The sequence below is a fragment of the Streptomyces sp. R28 genome (genome assembly GCF_041052385.1).
Classification (GTDB): Bacteria; Actinomycetota; Actinomycetes; order Streptomycetales; family Streptomycetaceae; genus Streptomyces.
This window is the reverse complement of record NZ_CP163439.1, coordinates 3,585,091-3,602,879: the sequence shown is the minus strand read 5'-3', so window position 1 is coordinate 3,602,879 and position 17,789 is coordinate 3,585,091. Positions and strand designations below refer to the sequence as shown.

Annotated in this window: 16 protein-coding genes; 7 read left to right on the top strand and 9 right to left on the bottom strand. The window is 71.7% G+C overall.

Annotated elements, in window-relative coordinates; genetic code table 11:
* The first annotated feature begins 74 nt into the window (after positions 1-74).
* The 4 genes from AB5J49_RS15925 to AB5J49_RS15910 all read left to right on the top strand — a co-directional run bounded on the left by AB5J49_RS15925 (position 75) and on the right by AB5J49_RS15910 (position 5,704).
* Positions 75-3,287 (top strand): S41 family peptidase, encoded by a 3,213-nt coding sequence (locus AB5J49_RS15925; RefSeq protein ID WP_369169297.1) that lies wholly within the window; start codon positions 75-77, stop codon positions 3,285-3,287.
* 122 nt (positions 3,288-3,409) lie between these two features.
* The gene (locus AB5J49_RS15920) at positions 3,410-3,763 is read left to right on the top strand and encodes a histidine triad nucleotide-binding protein (RefSeq protein WP_369169296.1); all 354 of its coding nucleotides are present in this window, start codon (positions 3,410-3,412) and stop codon (positions 3,761-3,763) included.
* A 22-nt stretch (positions 3,764-3,785) separates the two neighbouring features.
* Positions 3,786-4,691 (top strand): ribonuclease Z, encoded by a 906-nt coding sequence (locus AB5J49_RS15915; protein WP_369169295.1) that lies wholly within the window; start codon positions 3,786-3,788, stop codon positions 4,689-4,691.
* 20 nt (positions 4,692-4,711) lie between these two features.
* Positions 4,712-5,704 carry an adenosine deaminase gene (locus tag AB5J49_RS15910; RefSeq protein ID WP_369169294.1) on the top strand — a complete coding sequence of 331 codons (993 nt, stop codon included), beginning with the start codon at positions 4,712-4,714 and terminating at the stop codon, positions 5,702-5,704.
* Here the strand turns inward: AB5J49_RS15910 and AB5J49_RS15905 are convergent.
* Positions 5,697-6,920, bottom strand: coding sequence for an MFS transporter (locus tag AB5J49_RS15905; RefSeq protein ID WP_369169293.1), 1,224 nt, complete (start codon positions 6,918-6,920; stop codon positions 5,697-5,699). The genes AB5J49_RS15910 and AB5J49_RS15905 overlap by 8 nt on opposite strands.
* A gap of 174 nt (positions 6,921-7,094) precedes the next feature.
* Positions 7,095-7,889, bottom strand: coding sequence for an IclR family transcriptional regulator (locus AB5J49_RS15900; protein ID WP_369169292.1), 795 nt, complete (start codon positions 7,887-7,889; stop codon positions 7,095-7,097).
* Between the two features lie 112 nt (positions 7,890-8,001).
* On the opposite strand from AB5J49_RS15900, the gene AB5J49_RS15895 reads away from it, so the two are divergent.
* From AB5J49_RS15895 to AB5J49_RS15885, 3 genes are all read left to right on the top strand, one after another.
* Positions 8,002-8,949, top strand: a complete 948-nt coding sequence (locus AB5J49_RS15895) for a 5-dehydro-4-deoxyglucarate dehydratase (protein WP_369169291.1) — start codon at positions 8,002-8,004, stop codon at positions 8,947-8,949.
* Complete coding sequence (locus AB5J49_RS15890; RefSeq protein ID WP_369169290.1) at positions 8,946-10,235, top strand: glucarate dehydratase family protein; 1,290 nt, start codon at positions 8,946-8,948, stop codon at positions 10,233-10,235. Before AB5J49_RS15895 ends, AB5J49_RS15890 begins: the two co-directional genes overlap by 4 nt.
* A gap of 116 nt (positions 10,236-10,351) precedes the next feature.
* Complete coding sequence (locus AB5J49_RS15885) at positions 10,352-11,524, top strand: carbohydrate kinase family protein (RefSeq protein ID WP_369169289.1); 1,173 nt, start codon at positions 10,352-10,354, stop codon at positions 11,522-11,524.
* 28 nt (positions 11,525-11,552) lie between these two features.
* On the opposite strand, the gene AB5J49_RS15880 is transcribed toward AB5J49_RS15885, so the two are convergent.
* From AB5J49_RS15880 to era, 7 genes are all read right to left on the bottom strand, one after another.
* Positions 11,553-12,353, bottom strand: a complete 801-nt coding sequence (locus AB5J49_RS15880) for a VOC family protein (RefSeq protein WP_369169288.1) — start codon at positions 12,351-12,353, stop codon at positions 11,553-11,555.
* A 302-nt stretch (positions 12,354-12,655) separates the two neighbouring features.
* Positions 12,656-13,009, bottom strand: coding sequence for a cytidine deaminase (locus tag AB5J49_RS15875; RefSeq protein WP_369169287.1), 354 nt, complete (start codon positions 13,007-13,009; stop codon positions 12,656-12,658).
* Positions 13,010-13,115: 106 nt separating this feature from the next.
* The gene (locus AB5J49_RS15870; RefSeq protein ID WP_369169286.1) at positions 13,116-13,475 is read right to left on the bottom strand and encodes an MmcQ/YjbR family DNA-binding protein; all 360 of its coding nucleotides are present in this window, start codon (positions 13,473-13,475) and stop codon (positions 13,116-13,118) included.
* A complete protein-coding gene (locus AB5J49_RS15865) occupies positions 13,472-14,779 on the bottom strand; it encodes a hemolysin family protein (protein ID WP_369169285.1) in 1,308 nt (435 codons plus the stop codon). The genes AB5J49_RS15870 and AB5J49_RS15865 overlap by 4 nt, the downstream gene beginning before the upstream one ends.
* A complete protein-coding gene (ybeY, locus tag AB5J49_RS15860; RefSeq protein ID WP_369169284.1) occupies positions 14,776-15,273 on the bottom strand; it encodes an rRNA maturation RNase YbeY in 498 nt (165 codons plus the stop codon). Before ybeY ends, AB5J49_RS15865 begins: the two co-directional genes overlap by 4 nt.
* Before the next feature lie 15 nt (positions 15,274-15,288).
* Positions 15,289-16,356, bottom strand: a complete 1,068-nt coding sequence (locus tag AB5J49_RS15855; protein ID WP_369169283.1) for a PhoH family protein — start codon at positions 16,354-16,356, stop codon at positions 15,289-15,291.
* A 379-nt stretch (positions 16,357-16,735) separates the two neighbouring features.
* On the bottom strand, positions 16,736-17,698 hold the full coding sequence (gene era / locus AB5J49_RS15850; RefSeq protein WP_369169282.1) for a GTPase Era: 963 nt from the start codon (positions 17,696-17,698) through the stop codon (positions 16,736-16,738).
* Between the last annotated feature and the right edge of the window lie 91 nt (positions 17,699-17,789).

The window sequence follows — 17,789 nt, the reverse complement described above, 5'->3', positions numbered from 1 at the left end:
CCGCATCCGGGCGGGCATTGGACAAGTGATCCAAAGGTCTGTCCCCGGACGCCGCCCCTGCTTATGGTGATCGGGTGACTCAGTCCGCGACGCCTGGATCGTCTTCGTATCTCCGGTATCCGCATCTGCACGGCGACCTGGTCGCCTTCACCGCCGAGGACGACGTATGGCTCGCTCCTCTCGACGGCGGCCGGGCCTGGCGGGTCAGCGCCGACAACGTGCCGGTCAGCCTGCCGCGCATCTCGCCCGACGGTAGGACCGTCGCCTGGACCTCCACCCGCGACGGCGCCCCCGAGGTGCACATCGCCCCGGTCGACGGCGGCCCCTCGAAGCGCCTCACCCACTGGGGCAGCCGGCAGACCCGGGTACGCGGCTGGACCCCGCACGGTGAGGTCCTCGCGATCAGCACCCAGGGTCAGGGGGGCAGCCGCCGCACCTGGGCCCACACGGTCCCGCTGGACGGCGGACCGGCCACCACGCTCCCGTACGGCCCCGTCGCCGACGTCGTCCACGGGCCCCACCTGGTGCTCGCCTCGGCTCCCATGGGTCTGGAGGCGGCGCGGTGGAAGCGCTACCGGGGCGGTACGGCGGGCAAGTTGTGGATCGACCGTGCGGGCGACGGGGACTTCGTACGGCTGCATGAAGAGCTGGACGGGAACATCGAGTACCCCGTGTGGGTGGGGGATCGGATCGCGTTCCTCTCCGACCACGAGGGGGTGGGGGCCGTGTACTCGTCCCTCGCCGACGGGGCCGATCTGCGCCGCCACACGCCCCTCGACGGTTTCTACGCCCGGCACGCGGCGGGCGACGGCGCCCGTGTCGTCTACGCCTGTGCCGGGCAACTGTGGCTCCTGGACGACCTCGACGGGGCCGAGCCGCGCCCGCTCGACATCCGGCTCGGCGGGCAGCGGACCGACCGGCAGCCGTACCCGCTGAACGCCGCCCGCTCGTTCGGGGAGGCGGCGCCCGACCACACCGCGCGTGGCAGCGCGGTCGCCGTGCGGGGCGCCGTGCACTGGGTCACCCACCGTTCCGGTCCCGCCCGCGCGCTCGCCGCCGAGCCCGGCGTACGGGCCCGGCTGCCGCGCACCTTCCGGGCGGAGGGCGAGGAGTGGGTGGTGTGGGTCACGGACGCGGAGGGCGACGACGCGCTGGAGTTCGCGCCCGCGACCGGGCTCGCTCCGGGTGCCACGCCGCGCAGGCTCGGCGCCGGGCAGCTGGGCCGGGTCCTGGAGCTCGCCATGGCGCCCGACGGGAGCCGGGCGGCGGTCGCCGCGCACGACGGGCGGCTGCTGCTCGTCGAGCGGGAGACCGGCGAGGTCCGCGAGGTCGACCGCAGCGAGGACGGGGACGTGTCCGGGCTGGTCTTCTCGCCCGACTCGGCCTGGCTCGCCTGGTCGCACCCCGGCCCGCGCCCGCTGAGCCAGCTCAAGCTCGCCAACACCACCGACCTGTCGGTGTCGGAGGCGACCCCGCTGCGCTTCCAGGACTACGCGCCGGCGTTCACGCAGGACGGCAAGCACCTGGTGTTCCTGTCGACGCGGGCCTTTGACCCGGTCTACGACGAGCACGTCTTCGACCTCGCCTTCGTGGTCGGTTCCCGCCCTCACCTGATCACCCTGGCGGCGACGACCCCGTCCCCCTTCGGCCCGCAACGGCACGGCCGCCCCTTCGACGCGCCCGACAAGGACGAGACCCCCGACAGCGAGGGCACCCCGGCCACGCGGATCGACCTCGAAGGGCTCGCCGACCGGATCGTGCCGTTCCCGGTCGAGGCCGCCCGCTACACCAACCTGCGGGCCGCGAAGGACGGCGTGCTGTGGCTACGGCATCCCGTGCAGGGCGCGCTCGGCGCCTCCCGGGCCACGCCCGACGACCCCGAGCCCAAGACCGAGATGGAGCGCTACGACCTGCTCCAGCGGCGCCTGGAGCATCTCGCCGACGACGCCGACCACTTCGAGGTCAGCGGCGACGGCAAGCGGCTGCTGCTGTGGACCGACGGCCGGCTCAAGGTCGTCCCGAGCGACCGGCGGGCCTCCGGCGACGACGACAGCGACTCGAACATCACCGTGGACCTGACGCGGGTACGGCAGAGGGTCGATCCGGCGGCGGAGTGGTGGCAGATGTTCGAGGAGACCGGCCGCATCATGCGGGACCACTTCTGGCGGCCGGACATGAACGGGGTGGACTGGTCCGGGGTGCTGGACCGCTACCGCCCGCTCGTCGACCGGGTGGCCACCCATGACGACCTGATGGACCTGCTGTGGGAGGTGCAGGGCGAGCTCGGCACCTCGCACGCGTACGTCGCGGCGCGCGGCGGCTACGGCGGCGGCGCCCGGCAGGGTCTGCTCGGCGCCGACATCTCCCGCCATCCGGACGGCAGTTGGCGTATCGACCGCATCCTGCCGTCCGAGACCTCCGACCCCGACGCGCGGGCGCCGCTGGCCGCGCCCGGGGTCGCGGTGCGGGCCGGGGACGCGATCGTGGCGGTGGCCGGGGTGCCGGTGGAACCGGTGACCGGGCCCGGGCCGTTGCTCGTCGGTACGGCGGGCAAGGCGGTGGAGCTGACGATCTCACCGGCCGGGGGCGGGGACGTACGGCACGCGGTCGTGGTCCCGATCGCCGACGAGGAGCCCCTGCGGTACCACGCGTGGGTGGCGGACCGGCGGGCCTACGTCCACGAGAAGTCCGGCGGTCGGCTCGGCTACCTCCACGTGCCCGACATGCAGGCGCCGGGCTGGGCCCAGATCCACCGCGACCTGCGCGTCGAGGTGGCCCGGGAGGGCCTCGTCGTGGACGTCCGGGAGAACGGCGGCGGGCACACCTCGCAACTGGTCGTGGAGAAGCTGGCACGCCGGATCGTCGGCTGGGAGGTGCCGCGCGGGATGCGGCCGTACAGCTACCCGGTGGACGCACCGCGCGGCCCCGTGGTGGCGGTGGCGAACGAGTTCTCCGGATCGGACGGGGACATCGTCAACGCGGCGATCAAGGCGCTGGGCCTCGGCCCCGTGGTGGGAACGCGGACCTGGGGCGGCGTGATCGGCATCGACAGCCGCTACCACCTGGTCGACGGCACCCTGATCACCCAGCCGAAGTACGCCATCTGGCTGGACGGCTACGGCTGGGACGTGGAGAACCACGGCGTCGACCCGGACGTGGAGGTGGTGCAACGCCCACAGGACTGGGTGGCGGGCCACGACACCCAACTGGACGAGGCGATCCGCATCGCCCTGGAGGGCCTGGAGGAGCGACCGGCGAAGACGCCGCCCAGTTTGCCCACCTCTTAGGGGCGCGGGGCCGTATCGATGTGCGGCTCCGCCGCGTGGGCGCGACCAGCCACGATGTACCCGCACCCGACGACGATACGATTGCCCCCCGTAAACCACGCCGTCCAACCCCCGGAGGGAAAATGGCAGGGGAGCCGCAGGACGACTGTCTGTTCTGCAAGATCGTCGAGGGCCATGTCCCGGCGACGATCGTGCGGGAGACGGACACGACCGTCGCGTTCCGGGACATCAACCCCCAGGCGCCCACCCACGTCCTGGTCATCCCGAAGGCGCACTACCGGGATGCCGCCGCCCTCGCCACCGCCGCCCCCACCCTCGCCGCGGACGTCCTGCGCGAGGCCCAGGCCGTCGCCGACGAGGACAAGCTGGAGAGCTACCGCATCGTCTTCAACACCGGCGCCGGCGCCGGGCAGACCGTCTGGCACGCCCACGCCCACGTCCTCGGCGGCCGCGGCATGCAGTGGCCCCCCGGATAGGTCGAGGCAAGCCGAAGTCACCGTGTCCGTACGTGAATTGGTTGTCCTCGGGACAGCGAGCCAGGTGCCGACCCGTCACCGCAACCACAACGGGTATCTGTTGCGGTGGGACGGGGAGGGGATCCTCTTCGATCCCGGCGAGGGCACGCAGCGGCAGATGCTGCGCGCCGGAGTCGCGGCGCACGACCTGAACCGGATCTGCATCACCCACTTCCACGGGGACCACTCGCTCGGCCTCGCCGGCGTCATCCAGCGGATCAACCTGGACAAGGTTCCGCACCCGGTCACCGCCCACTACCCGCGTTCCGGCCGGCGCTTCTTCGACCGGCTGCGCTACGCCACCGCCTACCGCGAGACCGTCGACCTCGCGCAGGCCCCGGTCAGCGCCGACGGTGTCATCGCCGACACCGGGGGCTACCGGCTGGAGACCGCCCGGCTGTCGCACCCCGTCGAGTCGTACGGCTATCGCCTCGTCGAGCCCGACGGGCGCCGCATGCTGCCCGAGCGGCTCGCCGCGCACGGCATCAAGGGGCCGGACGTCGGGCGCATACAGCGGGAAGGGGTGCTCGGTGAGGTCTCCCTGCAGGAGGTCAGCGAGGTCCGGCGCGGGCAGCGGTTCGCGTTCGTGATGGACACGCGGCTGTGCGACGGGGTGTACACCCTGGCCGACGGGTGCGACATGCTCGTCATCGAGTCCACCTTCCTGGACGAGGACGTCGAACTCGCCGTGGAGCACGGTCATCTGGCCGCCGGTCAGGCCGCTCGCGTCGCGCTCGACTGCGGCGTACGGCATCTCGTGCTCACCCACTTCAGCCAGCGCTACACCGAGCCCGAAGAGTTCGAGCGGCAGGCGCGGGCCGCCGGTTTCGACGGGGAGTTGACGGTCGCGCACGACCTGCTGCGGGTGCCGCTCCCGAAGCGTCGGTAAGAGCGCCGTACGATGCTTTGATGTCCGTCCCGAAAGCAGAACTGCACCTCCACATCGAAGGCACCCTCGAACCCGAGCTCGCCTTCGAACTGGCCGACCGCAACCGCGTCGAGCTGCCGTACGCCGATACCGACGAGCTCCGCAAGGCCTACCAGTTCGAGGACCTCCAATCCTTCCTGAACCTGTACTACGAGCTCATGGCCGTCCTGCGCACCGAGCGTGACTTCGAGGACCTGGCGAACGCCTATCTCGCCCGCGCCGCCCAGCAGGGCGTGCGGCACGCGGAGATCTTCTTCGACCCGCAGGCCCACACCAAGCGGGGGGTGGAGCTGGGGACGGTCGTCGACGGGCTGTGGCGGGCGCTGGGGAGCAGCGAGGCGGGCCACGGCGTCTCCACCCGGCTCATCATGTGCTTCCTGCGCGACGACTCCGCCGAGTCGGCCATGGAGACGCTCCGGGCCGCCGAGCCGTATCTCGACCGGATCACCGGCGTCGGCCTCGACTCGGCCGAGGTCGGCCACCCGCCGGTGAAGTTCCGCGAGGTGTACGAGGCGGCCGCGGCTCTCGGCCTGCGGCGCGTCGCGCATGCCGGCGAGGAGGGGCCGCCCGCCTACATCACCGAGGCCCTCGACGTCCTCGGCGTCGAGCGCGTCGACCACGGGCTGCGGTGCATGGAGGACCCGGCGCTGGTCGAGCGGCTGGTGCGGGAGCGGGTGCCGCTGACGCTGTGTCCCCTGTCGAACGTACGGCTGCGGACCGTCGACGTCCTCGCCGGGCACCCGCTGCCCGCGATGCTCGACGCCGGGCTGATGTGCACGGTCAACTCCGACGACCCGGCCTACTTCGGCGGGTACGCGGGCGACAACTTCGACGCCGTACGCCAGGCCCTCGGCCTGACCGAGGAACGGCTCCGGGAGCTCGCCCGCAACTCGTTCCTCGCCTCCTTCCTGGACGACGACGAGGAGCTGCGGGCGCGGTATCTGGCCGAGGTGGAGGCGTACGAGTTCAGGTAGCCGCGGTGAGGCGGTCGGGGGCGGCAGGGGTGGCTTCGGCGGTGTCCAGGGGGATCTCGACGACCTCGACGCCTTCCGCGACCTCGACCGTCTTCTGCGGCCGCCTGCCCAGCGCCACCGCCGTCATCGGTACGGCGATCACCAGCAGCCCTGCCGCCAGCACCGCGCCCATGACCGGGAACCCGGCCTGCGCCGAGAGCACGCTCCCGGTCAGCGGGCCCGCCGCCGTGCCCAGCGACGACGCCGAGCCGACGAGGACCGCCCAGCGGCCGCGCCGGTCGAGGGAGGCGGCGAGGCCGATGACGTACGACAGGACGATCGGGTAGAGCGTGTTCCAGGCGATCTCGCCGGCCGCGAAGGTCGGCAGGTCGGTGGCGGACGCGCTGAGCGTGATGCAGGCCGCGATGAGGGCCGTACCCGCGCCGATGGGCAGTGCGCGGCCGAGGCGCGGGCCGAGCGCGCCCGCCCCGGTGACGCCCAGCAGCCCGGCGCCGAGCGCCACGGCGAATACCGCGCCGACCGTGGCCTCCGTCAGATGCGCCTGGTCCAGGCCGATCCGGCCGCTGACGCCCCAGAGGGAGTTCTGCACGAGGGACCAGCACAGCATGCAGGCGGCGAGGGTCAGGCCCTGGCGGCGGTGGGGGACGGGGGAGGTGTCCCAGCCCTGTCGTGAGGTGGTCGTGGCGGCGGGGAGCCGGCCCGTCAGCGGCCATACGGCGAGCGCCGTGAGGGCGATCGCGGCCAGCGGGAGGCCGTGTCCGGGCCCGAGGTGGGGGACCGTCAGATAGACGGCGCCCGCGAGGGCGGAGACGCCGAGGAGGCCGAGCGTGGTGGCCCGGTGCGGGTCGGGCAGGGCGGCCATTTTGGTGGCGGCGACCGCCGTCGCCGTACCCGAGCCGAACCCGCCGACGAGCGCGCCGAGCACGACGGCCGGTACGGCATGGGTGAGTGCGGCACCGCCGTAGCCGACGACGGCGAGTACGAGTCCGATGCGTGCGAGCGTCCGTGCCCCGACCCGTTCCACCCGGGAGGCCAGCAGGAAGCCCGCCGATGCCGAACTCAGCAGCAGCGCGCTGCCGACGGCGCCGGCCTGGGTGGGGGAGAGCGGAAGTCCGGAGTCGAGCCTGCCGACGACCGTCGGCAGCAGATACGGAGCCAGGTACCCGGCCGTGAAAAGGGCGACGAGGGGCCAGGCAGTGGTGCGGGGGGCGAACACGGGCGTTCCCAGGGCATGCGAAAGAAGCGGCTCAAGAGGGGGAGGGCGCAGGCCGTCGACGGACAGGAACGCGCGAGGAATTTGTATCAAGCAGGGACAGGTGCGAAGAAGCGCGGGGGGTGTGATCTGAGGCACGTCCCGTTTGGGGTGAGGGAATGCGGGTAGAAGGCGCCCTCACCTGCGCCAGTGCACCGACCCGCTGCCGCCGACCCCGCCGGGAACCGTCGCCTCGATCTTCGCCCTGATCTCCCGCATCACCGCGACGATCCGCTCCTCGTGCCCGGCCGACAACCGGGCCACCGGCGCCGAGCAGCTGATCGCGTCCTGGGCCGGGGAGTCGTAGCGCAGGGCGAAGCCGAAGCCGACGATGCCGAGGACGCCCTCCTCCCGGTCGACCGAGTATCCGCGCGCCCGCACCTCGGCGAGCTCGGCGGCCAGGGGCTCGCGGCCGGTATGGGTGTTGGGGGTGAGGGACTCGTACGGGCCCTCGGGGAGTTCGCTGTCGGGGCGTTCGGCCAGCAGTGCCTTGCCCAGGGCTCCCGCGTGCGCCGGGAGGCGGCGGCCCACCCGGCTGATCGTCCGCAGGTACTCGTGCGACTCGCGCGTCGCCAGATACGCCACGTCCCGGCCGTCCAGCCGCCCCATGTGGATCGTCTCGCCCAGCGCCTCGGACGCCTCGTCGAGGTACGGGCGCACGGCGCGCACGCGCGGGTCGGAGTCGAGGTAGCTGGTGCCGGTGAGCAGGGCGTGGATGCCGATGCCATAGAGCGAGCCGGTGACGTCGGTGCGGACCCAGCCGCGCGAGATCAGGGTCTGCAGCAGCGCGTACATGGAACTGCGCGGCACGGCCAGCTCGTCCGCCAGCTCCTGGAGGCGCGCGGGGCGGTCGCCGCGCGCGGCGAGGAGTTCCAGCAACTCGACCGTCCGCGCCGCGGACTTCACCTCGCGCACGCCGCCTGTCTCTGACATGGGGCGATGGTAATCCGAGCGAATCGGGTCGACCGCGCCATTGACGGTCATGGTTCGCGTATCTAATCTCCATTCTCATACGTGGATGACGTCTACATGGGGAGATCTGGATATGGCGAGGGCGAGCCTCGATACGGACACCACCCGGCGCTTGCGGGACGGCATGGCGCACGGAGTGCTGTCGTTCCCGCTCACGAGCTTCCACGAGGACGGCTCGCTGGATCCGGACGGCTTCCGCGCCCACGTCGCCGCCCAGATCGCCACCGCCCCCGGCGCCGTCTTCCCCGCCTGCGGCACCGGCGAGTTCTTCTCGCTGGACGAGGACGAGTACCGGCAGGTCGTCACGGTCGCCGTCGAGGAGGCGGGCGGACGCGTGCCCGTCGTCGCCGGGGTCGGCTACGGCTGGGCGCAGGCCGCCCGGTTCGCCCGTATCGCCGAGGAGGCCGGCGTCGACGCCCTGCTCGTCCTGCCCCACTACCTGGTCGCCGCCCCGCAGGACGGCCTGGTCGCCCAGCTGGAGCAGCTCGCGGCCCGGACCCGGCTGCCGCTCATCGCCTACCAGCGCGGTCAAGTCGCCTTCACCGCCGAGTCGTTGAAGCGCGTCGCCGGCATCCCGAACGTCATCGGGCTCAAGGACGGCCACAGCGACCTCGACCGCCTCCAGCGCCTCACCCTCGCCGCCCCCGAAGGCTTCCTCTTCTTCAACGGGGCCGCCACCGCCGAGATCCAGGCCCGCGCCTACGCCACCGTCGGCGTCCCCGCCTACTCCTCCGCCGTCCACGCCTTCGCCCCCGAGATCGCCAACGCCTTCTTCGCCGCCCTCCGGCGCGGCGACCACGGCACGGTCGACAAGCTGCTGCGCGACTTCTACGTCCCGCTCGTCGAACTCCGTGACCGGGTGCCCGGATACGCCGTGTCCCTGGTGAAGGCGGCGGCCCGGCTGCGCGGCCGCCCGGTCGGCCCCGTACGCGCCCCGCTCACCGACCCGTCGGCCGGCGACCTGGCCGACCTGCGCACCCTGCTCGCCGCCGGACTCGACCTCGTAGGAGCAGCGCTGTGAACCTCACGATCACCGACGTCCGCCTGACCCCGATCCTGGTCGCCGACCCCCCGCTGCTGAACACCCAGGGCGTCCACCAGCCCTACACGCCCCGCCTGATCGTCGAGGTCGTGACGGCCGACGGGATCACCGGAGTCGGGGAGACGTACGGCGACACCAAGTACCTGGAGCTCGCCCGGCCGTTCGCGGACAAGCTGATCGGCCGTCAAGTCGGAGATCTCAACGGGCTGTTCGTCGTCGCGGACGAGGTGGCCGTCGATCGGTCCCGGGTCTCCGGCCAGGTCGACGTCGGTGGGCTGCGCGGTGTCCAGACCGCCGACAAGCTGCGGCTGTCCGTCGTCTCCGGCTTCGAGGTCGCCTGCCTCGACGCCCTCGGCAAGGCGCTCGGACTGCCCGTGCACGCGCTGCTCGGCGGCAAGGTGCGGGACGCGGTCGAGTACAGCGCGTACCTCTTCTACAAGTGGGCCGGCCATCCGGCGGGCGTCGCCGCCGAGAAGGACGACTGGGGTGCCGCCGTCGACCCGGCCGGGGTCGTCGAGCAGGCACGGAAGTTCACCGAGCGGTACGGGTTCACCTCCTTCAAGCTCAAGGGCGGTGTCTTTCCGCCGGACGAGGAGATCGCGGCCGTACGGGCCCTCGCGGAGGCCTTTCCCGGCCACCCCCTGCGGCTCGACCCCAACGGGGCCTGGTCCGTGGAGACCTCGCTGAAGGTGGCGCAGGAGCTCGGGGACGTCCTGGAGTACCTGGAGGACCCGGCCCTCGGAACGGCCGCCATGGCCGAGGTCGCCGCGCGGTCCGGGGTGCCGCTGGCGACGAACATGTGCGTGACGACGTTCGCGGAGATCAAGGAGGCGTTCACCAAGGACGCCGTGCAGGTGGTCCTCTCCGACCACCACTACTGGGGCGGGCTGCGCAACACCCAGCAGCTGGCGGCGATCTGCCGCACCTTCGGTGTCGGGGTGTCCATGCACTCCAACACCCACCTGGGCATCTCCCTGGCCGCGATGACCCACGTGGCGTCGACCGTCCCGAACCTGCACCATGCCTGCGACTCCCACTACCCCTGGCAGTCCGAGGACGTCCTCACCGAGCGCCTCACCTTCGAGGGCGGCAAGGTCGCCGTGTCCGACGCCCCCGGCCTCGGAGTCGAGTTGGACCGCGAGAGGCTGGCGGAGCTGCACCGACGGTGGCTGGAAGACGACGGCTCGCTCCGGGACCGCGACGACGCGGCCGCCATGCGGGTCGCCGACCCCGGCTGGGCCGCTCCGTCGGCGCCCCGCTGGTAGGGCCTCGCCGACTGCCCCCGTGAGGTCGTCCACCCGGGGCTCGGGCAGGATCGCGGTGGCGTTGTCCGTGGCGTGGTGCACACTGGCCAGATCAGCACCACGTCAGGGAGCGCACCGTGACCACGCCCACCGCGCCCAACGGAAAGGGACCCTCGCCCCAGGGGCCGTCGTCCCGGGCAGGGAAGCCGTACCGCCGGAGCCAGGTCGACCCCCTCGGCGGCCTGCGCACGCCCACCGACCCGCCCTGGGACGTCTATCTCACGGGCACCGTCTTCCTCGACATCATCTTCACCGGCCTGGATTCGGCCCCGGTGCGCGGGACCGAGTCCTGGGCGCGCGGCATGGGCTCCAGCCCCGGCGGCGTGGCGAACATGGCGACCGCCCTGGCCCGCCTCGGCCTGCGGACTTCCCTCGCGGCGGCCTTCGGCGACGACCACTACGGCGAGTACTGCTGGGACGCGCTGGAGCACGGCGAGGGCATCGACCTCTCGCCGTCGCGCACGGTGCCGGACTGGCACTCCCCGGTCACGGTCTCGATGGCGTACGAGGGGGAGCGCACGATGGTCTCCCACGGCCACGAGCCGCCCCCGGAGGCTGTGCTTGTCCAAGAGGGGGCGCCCGACTGCCCGCCCCGCGCGCGTGCCGCGGTCGCCTCCCTCGAACCGGGCAAGCGGGCCCCCTGGATCGCGCAGGCCGCCAGCAAGGGCACCCGTATCTTCGCCGACGTCGGCTGGGACGACACGGGGGCGTGGGACCTGGCGGGGCTGGCCGACCTGGAGCACTGCGAGGCCTTCCTGCCGAACGCGCAGGAGGCCATGCGGTACACGGCCACCGACTGCCCGCGCGAGGCGGCCCACGCCCTCACCGCGTACGTCCCGCTCGCGGTCGTCACCCTCGGTGCGGAGGGCGCGTACGCGGTGGACGGACGGACCGGGGAGACGGCCGAGGTCCCCGCGATCGCCGTCGAGGCCCTCGACCCGACCGGCGCCGGCGACGTCTTCGTGGCCGGCTTCGTCGCGGGCACCCTGGCCGACTGGCCCCTCGCCGACCGCCTGGCCTTCGCGGGCCTCACGGCAGCCCTCTCGGTCCAGGAGTTCGGCGGGTCCCTGTCCGCCCCCGGCTGGGCCGAGATCGGCGCCTGGTGGCGCAAGGTCCGCTCCCTCGACCGGCAGGACCCCGAGGCCCTGCGCCGGTACGCGTTCCTGGCGGATCTGGTGCCCGAGGAACAGGGCAGACCCTGGCCGCTGCGGCGGGCGGTGCCGACGATCGGGTTCCGCCGGTCGGCTTGAGGGGTGCAGCCCGGGTGGATCCGTGGGCTCAGCTACGGGTGGCCGGCGTCAGCACCACGAAGTCCGCGTTCGACGGGTCCACGCAGACGGCCAGGCGGCCGACGCCCTCCGCGTCCTCCGGCCCCATCTGCACACTGCCGCCGTTCTCGGTGACCTTGGCGACCGCGGCGTCGCAGTCGGTGACGTTGAACACCGGGTGCCAGTACGGCTGCCCGTTCGCCAGCGCGAGGTTCTCCGCGGGAAGCTCCATGAGGCCGCCCTGCATGCGCTCCTCGGGCAGCCCGGCCGGGGTGATGAGCGTGTACGCGCCCCCGCCGCCCGGCAGCGGCATGTCGCTGAACTGCCAGCCGAAGACACCGCCGTAGAACTCCTTCGCGCCCGCGGCGTCGCTCGTGTACAGCTCGGTCCACGACAGGGAGCCCGGCTCGTCCGCCAGCTCGAAACCGGAGTTCTTCCCCGGCTGCCAGGCGGCGAACTGGCCGCCCAGCGGATCGTTGTACTGCGCCATCCGCCCCCAGTCGTCGAGGTCCCGCGGCGCCACCCGCACGGTGCCGCCCGCGCGCTCGACGGCCTGGGTCGTCGCGTCCGCGTCGTCGACGGTGAAGTAGATCATCCAGGCCGAGCGCGCTCCCTCCTCGGTGAGCTTGCCGAGCCCGGCGACGGTCTTGCCGTCCTTCTTGAACATCCCGCCTTCGAAGTCCTCCGCCTCACCCATGGACTCGTACTCCCAGCCGAGCACCGCGCCGTAGAAGGCCGCGGCGCCCCGGACGTCGGGGGCACCGAGGTCGAGCCAACAGGGGGAGCCGGGGGAGAGGTCGGTGGTGATCATGACGATGCCCTTCCGCAGATCCTGTACGACCTCAGCGTGACACCGGCCACTGACACTCGCCTGTCGGACGCCTCGCGGCGACGCGGCCCTCGCTTTTCCTCGCCCCCGCCGCCCCTACCCGTCCCGTCCCTGGGGGCTGCCGCCCCCCAGACCCCCGCTTCGGCCCTGAACGGGCCTCGTCCTCAAACGCCGGACGGGCTGAAAATCCAGCCCCTCCGGCGTTTGAGGAGCGGGGGTCCAGGGGGCAGAGCCCCCTGGAGGATGGGACGGGTAGGGGCGGCGGGGGCGAGAACTCCCGGAGCTCAGCCCGCCGTCACCGTCGCACGCACCGCCCCATCCGGCCCCGCCACCAGCACCGGCGTCCCCGGCCCACCAAGATCCCGCACAGCCGCCCGGTCCTCCGCCGACGCCGACTCCGCCTCCGTCACCACCGCCGCCGCCTCCAGCGACTTCGCCCCCGACGCCACCGCCATCGCCACAGCCGTCTGCAGCGCGCTCAGCTTCAAGGACTCCAGAGCGACGGTCCCGGCGACATACGTACGGCCGGTCTCGTCCCGTACGGCCGCCCCCTCGGGCACGCCGTTGCGGGCCCGCGCGGAACGGGCCAAGGTGATGATCTTGCGGTCCTCGGGGTCGAGCGCGCTGTTGTCGGTCATGACCTGAGCATACGTAGCGACTCGCGGCCCAACCGGCCACGGGGTACATGGCCCCGCACCGCCCCTCGGGCGACGCCGGCGGATTCCGACCTGGCGGTCGCCCGGCTCAGGGGCGGTCGAGGCGGAGCCGGTCGGCTCTCGGCAGACCGGCCACGACCAGGTCGTACGAGTCCTCGACGAGCTCCCGGACGAGACGGTCCGGGAGTTCGCCGTCGACCGTCACCGTGTTCCAGTGGCGCTTGTTCATGTGGTACCCGGGGACGATCAGGCCGGGGTGCTCACCGCGCAGGCGTACCGCGTCATCTGGGTCGCACTTCAGATTGACCGTCAGGGGCCGCGCGTCCAGGTTCGTCAGCGCGAAGAGCTTGCCCAGCACCTTGAAGACCGAGGTCTCCGGGTTGAACGGGAAGTCCTCCACGGTCGCGTTGAACGACAGGCAGAACGTGCGCAGCTCCTGAGGGGTCACTCCGGCTTCATCTCCTCCTGGAGGGGCTCGGCGGGGCCCACCGGCTCCACGAGCACGGTCACGATCTTGTTCCGGCGCCCGGCCGCCGCTTCCGCCGTCAGCCGCAGCTCACGGCTGTCCGGCAGCTCGACCATGGACGACGCCCCGGCGATGGGCACCCGGCCCAGTGCCTTCGCCAGCAGTCCGCCGACCGTCTCCACGTCCTCGTCGTCGTACTCGTCGAGGCCGTACAGCTCGCCGAGGTCGGTGATGTCCAGGCGGGCGGTGACCCGGTAGCGGTCCTCGCCCAGCTCCTCCACCGGCGGCAGCTCACGGTCGTACTCGTCGGTGATCTCACCGACGATCTCCTCGAGGATGTCCTCGATGGTGACGATGCCGGCGGTGCCGCCGTACTCGTCGATGACGACGGCGACGTGGTTGCGCTCCTGCTGCATCTCGCGCAGCAGGTCGCCGGCGTTCTTGGTGTCCGGGACGAAGGCGGCGGGCCGCATGGCCGTGGAGACCAGCTCGCTCTCCGCGTCCCGGCTGATGTGCGTCTTGCGGGCCAGGTCCTTCAGATACACGATCCCGACCACGTCGTCCTCGCTCTCCCCGACGACCGGTATGCGCGAGAAGCCGGAGCGCAGGGCGAGGGTGAGGGCCTGGCGGATGGTCTTGTACCGCTCGATGACGACCAGGTCGGTCCTCGGGACCATCACCTCCCGCACCAGCGTGTCGCCCAGCTCGAAGACCGAGTGCACCATGCGGCGCTCGTCGTCCTCGATCAGCGACTCCTTCTCGGCGAGGTCGACCAGCGCCCGCAGCTCCGCCTCGGAGGCGAAGGGGCCGTGGCGGAAGCCCTTGCCGGGAGTGAGCGCGTTGCCGATGAGGATCAGCAGGTAGGGGATCGGGCCCATGATCCGGGCGAGCGGCAGCAGGACGTACGCCGCCGCCGTCGCCGTGTTCAGCGGATGCTGGCGCCCGATGGTGCGCGGGGAGACCCCCACGGCGACGTACGACACCAGCACCATGACCGCTATCGCGACCAGAAGGGCCTGGGTGGTGCTGTCGAACTCCTGGAGGCAGGCGTACGTGACGAGCGCGGCGGCGGCCATCTCGCAGGCCACGCGCACCAGCAGCGCCACGTTCAGATAGCGGGTCGGGTCGGCCGTGACGAGCGCGAGCTTCTCGCTGCCGCGGCGGCCGCTGCGTACGGCTTCCTCGGCGCGGAAGCTGGAGACGCGCGCCAGGCCCGCCTCCGCGCAGGCGGCGAGCCAGGCGACGACCACCAGGGCGATCGCGCCGAGGACGAGGGGAAGGCTCATGACACGGTCGGGGCCGGGGACGGCCCCGTCATCCCCTTCTCCGAACGCCAGCCGTCCACGATGGCGGCCTGCAGGCCGAACATCTCGGCCTTCTCGTCGGGCTCCTCGTGGTCGTACCCGAGCAGGTGCAGCACTCCATGGACGGTGAGCAGTTGGAGCTCCTCGTCCATGGAGTGCTGTGTGGGCGCTTCCGCCCCCTGCTTGGTGGCGACTTCGGGGCACAGCACGATGTCACCGAGGAGCCCCTGCGGCGGCTCGTCGTCGTCCTTGGACGGCGGCCGCAGCTCGTCCATCGGGAAGGACATGACATCGGTCGGCCCGGGCAGGTCCATCCACTGGATGTGGAGCTGCTCCATGGCGTCGGCGTCCACGACGATCACCGAGAGCTCGGAGAGCGGGTGGATGCGCATCCGCGCGAGTGCGTAGCGGGCGATGTCGAGGATCGCCTGCTCGTCGACCTCGGTTCCGGACTCGTTGTTGACGTCGATCGACATGGTCGTGCTGTGTCTCTACTTCCCCTTGTGCCCGGCCTTGCCGCCCCGGCCCTTGTGCGAGCCGTTCTGGGTGCCGTGCTTGCTGTCGTACAACTCGTACGCGTCGACGATACGGCCGACGAGCTTGTGCCGGACGACATCGTGGGAGGAGAGCCGGGAGAAGTGGACGTCCTCGAGGCCCTCCAGGATGTCCTGCACCTGCCGCAGACCGGACTTGGTGCCGTCCGGGAGGTCGACCTGGGTCACGTCACCGGTGATGACTATCTTCGAGTCGAAGCCGAGACGGGTGAGGAACATCTTCATCTGCTCGGGGCTGGTGTTCTGGGCCTCGTCGAGAATGATGAACGCGTCGTTGAGCGTGCGGCCGCGCATGTAGGCGAGCGGCGCGACCTCGATGGTCCCGGCGGCCATGAGCCGCGGGATGGAGTCGGGGTCGAGCATGTCGTGCAGCGCGTCGTAGAGCGGCCGCAGGTACGGGTCGATCTTCTCGTAGAGCGTCCCCGGCAGGAAGCCGAGCCGCTCACCGGCCTCCACCGCGGGCCGGGTCAGGATGATGCGGTTGACCTGCTTGGACTGCAGGGCCTGCACCGCCTTGGCCATGGCGAGGTAGGTCTTGCCGGTGCCCGCGGGGCCGATGCCGAAGACGATCGTGTGCTTGTCGATCGCGTCGACGTACCGCTTCTGGTTGAGGGTCTTGGGGCGGATGGTGCGGCCGCGGGAGGAGAGGATGTTCTGGGTGAGCACCTCGGCCGGGGTCTCTTCCGGACCCTCCCCGTTCTCACTCGCTCTGAGCATCGCGATCGAGCGTTCCACTGCGTCCTCCGTCATCGGCTGTCCGGTGCGGAGCACCAGCATCATCTCGTCGAACAGGCGCTGGATGAGAGCGACTTCAGCGGCGTCGCCGACCGCGCTGATCTCATTGCCCCGGACATGGATGTCGGCCGCCGGGAAAGCCTTCTCGACCACGCGCAGCAGGGAGTCGCCGGACCCCAGCACGGTCACCATGGGGTGCTGGGCGGGGACGGTGAACTGTGCTCTCGCCTGTCCCTGCGCGGGTGTGTGAGCTGTGGGTGTCTGAGTCATGGGCCGGCTCTGTAGGCCTTGCTCGTCCTCCTCGAAACGACTCCTCCGCCACGGGGGCGGCCTGGCGATTTCCAGAGTACGCCGGGGGACTGACAACGCCGTAGGCCTTTTCGGCGGGGAGGTTTTCACCGGGACCGGGGGCCCACTCACGCCCGGTACGAAGCCCGTCACACCGGGTCGGTTTCCTCGCCCCCGCCGCCCCTACCCGTCCCATCCTGAAGGGGCGCTGCCCCTTCGACCCCGCCAGGGGGCTCTGCCCCCTGGACCCCCGCTCCTCAAACGCCGGAGGGGCTGAGTTTTTCAGCCCGTCCGGCGTTTGAGGACGAGGCCCGTTCAGGGCCGAAGCGGGGGTCTGGACGGCGGGGGCGAGGAACTGGCCTCAGAAGCCCAGCTTGCGCAGCTGCCGTGGATCCCGCTGCCAGTCCTTCGCCACCTTCACATGCAGGTCCAGGAAGACCGGCGTCCCCAGCAGCGCCTCGATCTGCCTGCGGGACTTGATGCCGACCTCCTTCAGGCGCTTGCCCTTCGGGCCGATGATGATGCCCTTCTGGCTGGGGCGCTCGATGTAGACGAAGGCGTGGATGTCGAGGAGGGGCTTGTCCGCGGGGCGGTCCTCGCGGGGGAGCATCTCCTCTACGACGACGGCGATGGAGTGCGGGAGCTCGTCGCGGACACCCTCCAGCGCGGCCTCGCGGATCAGTTCCGCGATCATCACCTGCTCCGGCTCGTCGGTGAGATCACCCTCGGGGTAGAGGGCCGGCCCCTCCGGCAGCAGCGGGACGAGCAGATCGGCCAGCAGGTCCACCTGCTTGTCGCCGACCGCCGACACCGGCACGATCTCCGCCCACTCGAACCCGAGCTCCTTGCCGAGCTGGTCGATCGCGATGAGCTGCTCGGCGAGCGTCTTGCTGTCCACGAGGTCGGTCTTCGTGACGATCGCGATCTTCGGCGTCTTCTTGATGGACGCCAGTTCCTTGGCGATGAAGCGGTCACCCGGGCCCAGCTTCTCGTTCGCCGGAAGGCAGAAACCGATCACGTCGACCTCGGCCCACGTGGTGCGTACGACGTCGTTGAGCCGCTGGCCGAGCAACGTGCGCGGCTTGTGCAGCCCCGGGGTGTCCACCAGGATCAGCTGGGCGTCGGGCCGGTGCACGATGCCCCGCACCGTGTGCCGCGTCGTCTGCGGCTGGTTGGCGGTGATGGCCACCTTCTGCCCGACCAGAGCGTTCGTGAGGGTGGACTTGCCCGCGTTGGGGCGGCCCACGAAGCAGGCGAAGCCGGCGCGGTGGGTGGCCTCGGGCGACTGCTCGGATGACTGGGTTCGAACGCTCATGGGGCCCATTCTCCCTGATCCACTAGAGCCCGCCGCACCACGGGCACCCCACACCCCGCGCCGTGAGACTTCGGAAACCCCGGCGCAATGAAACCTCGCC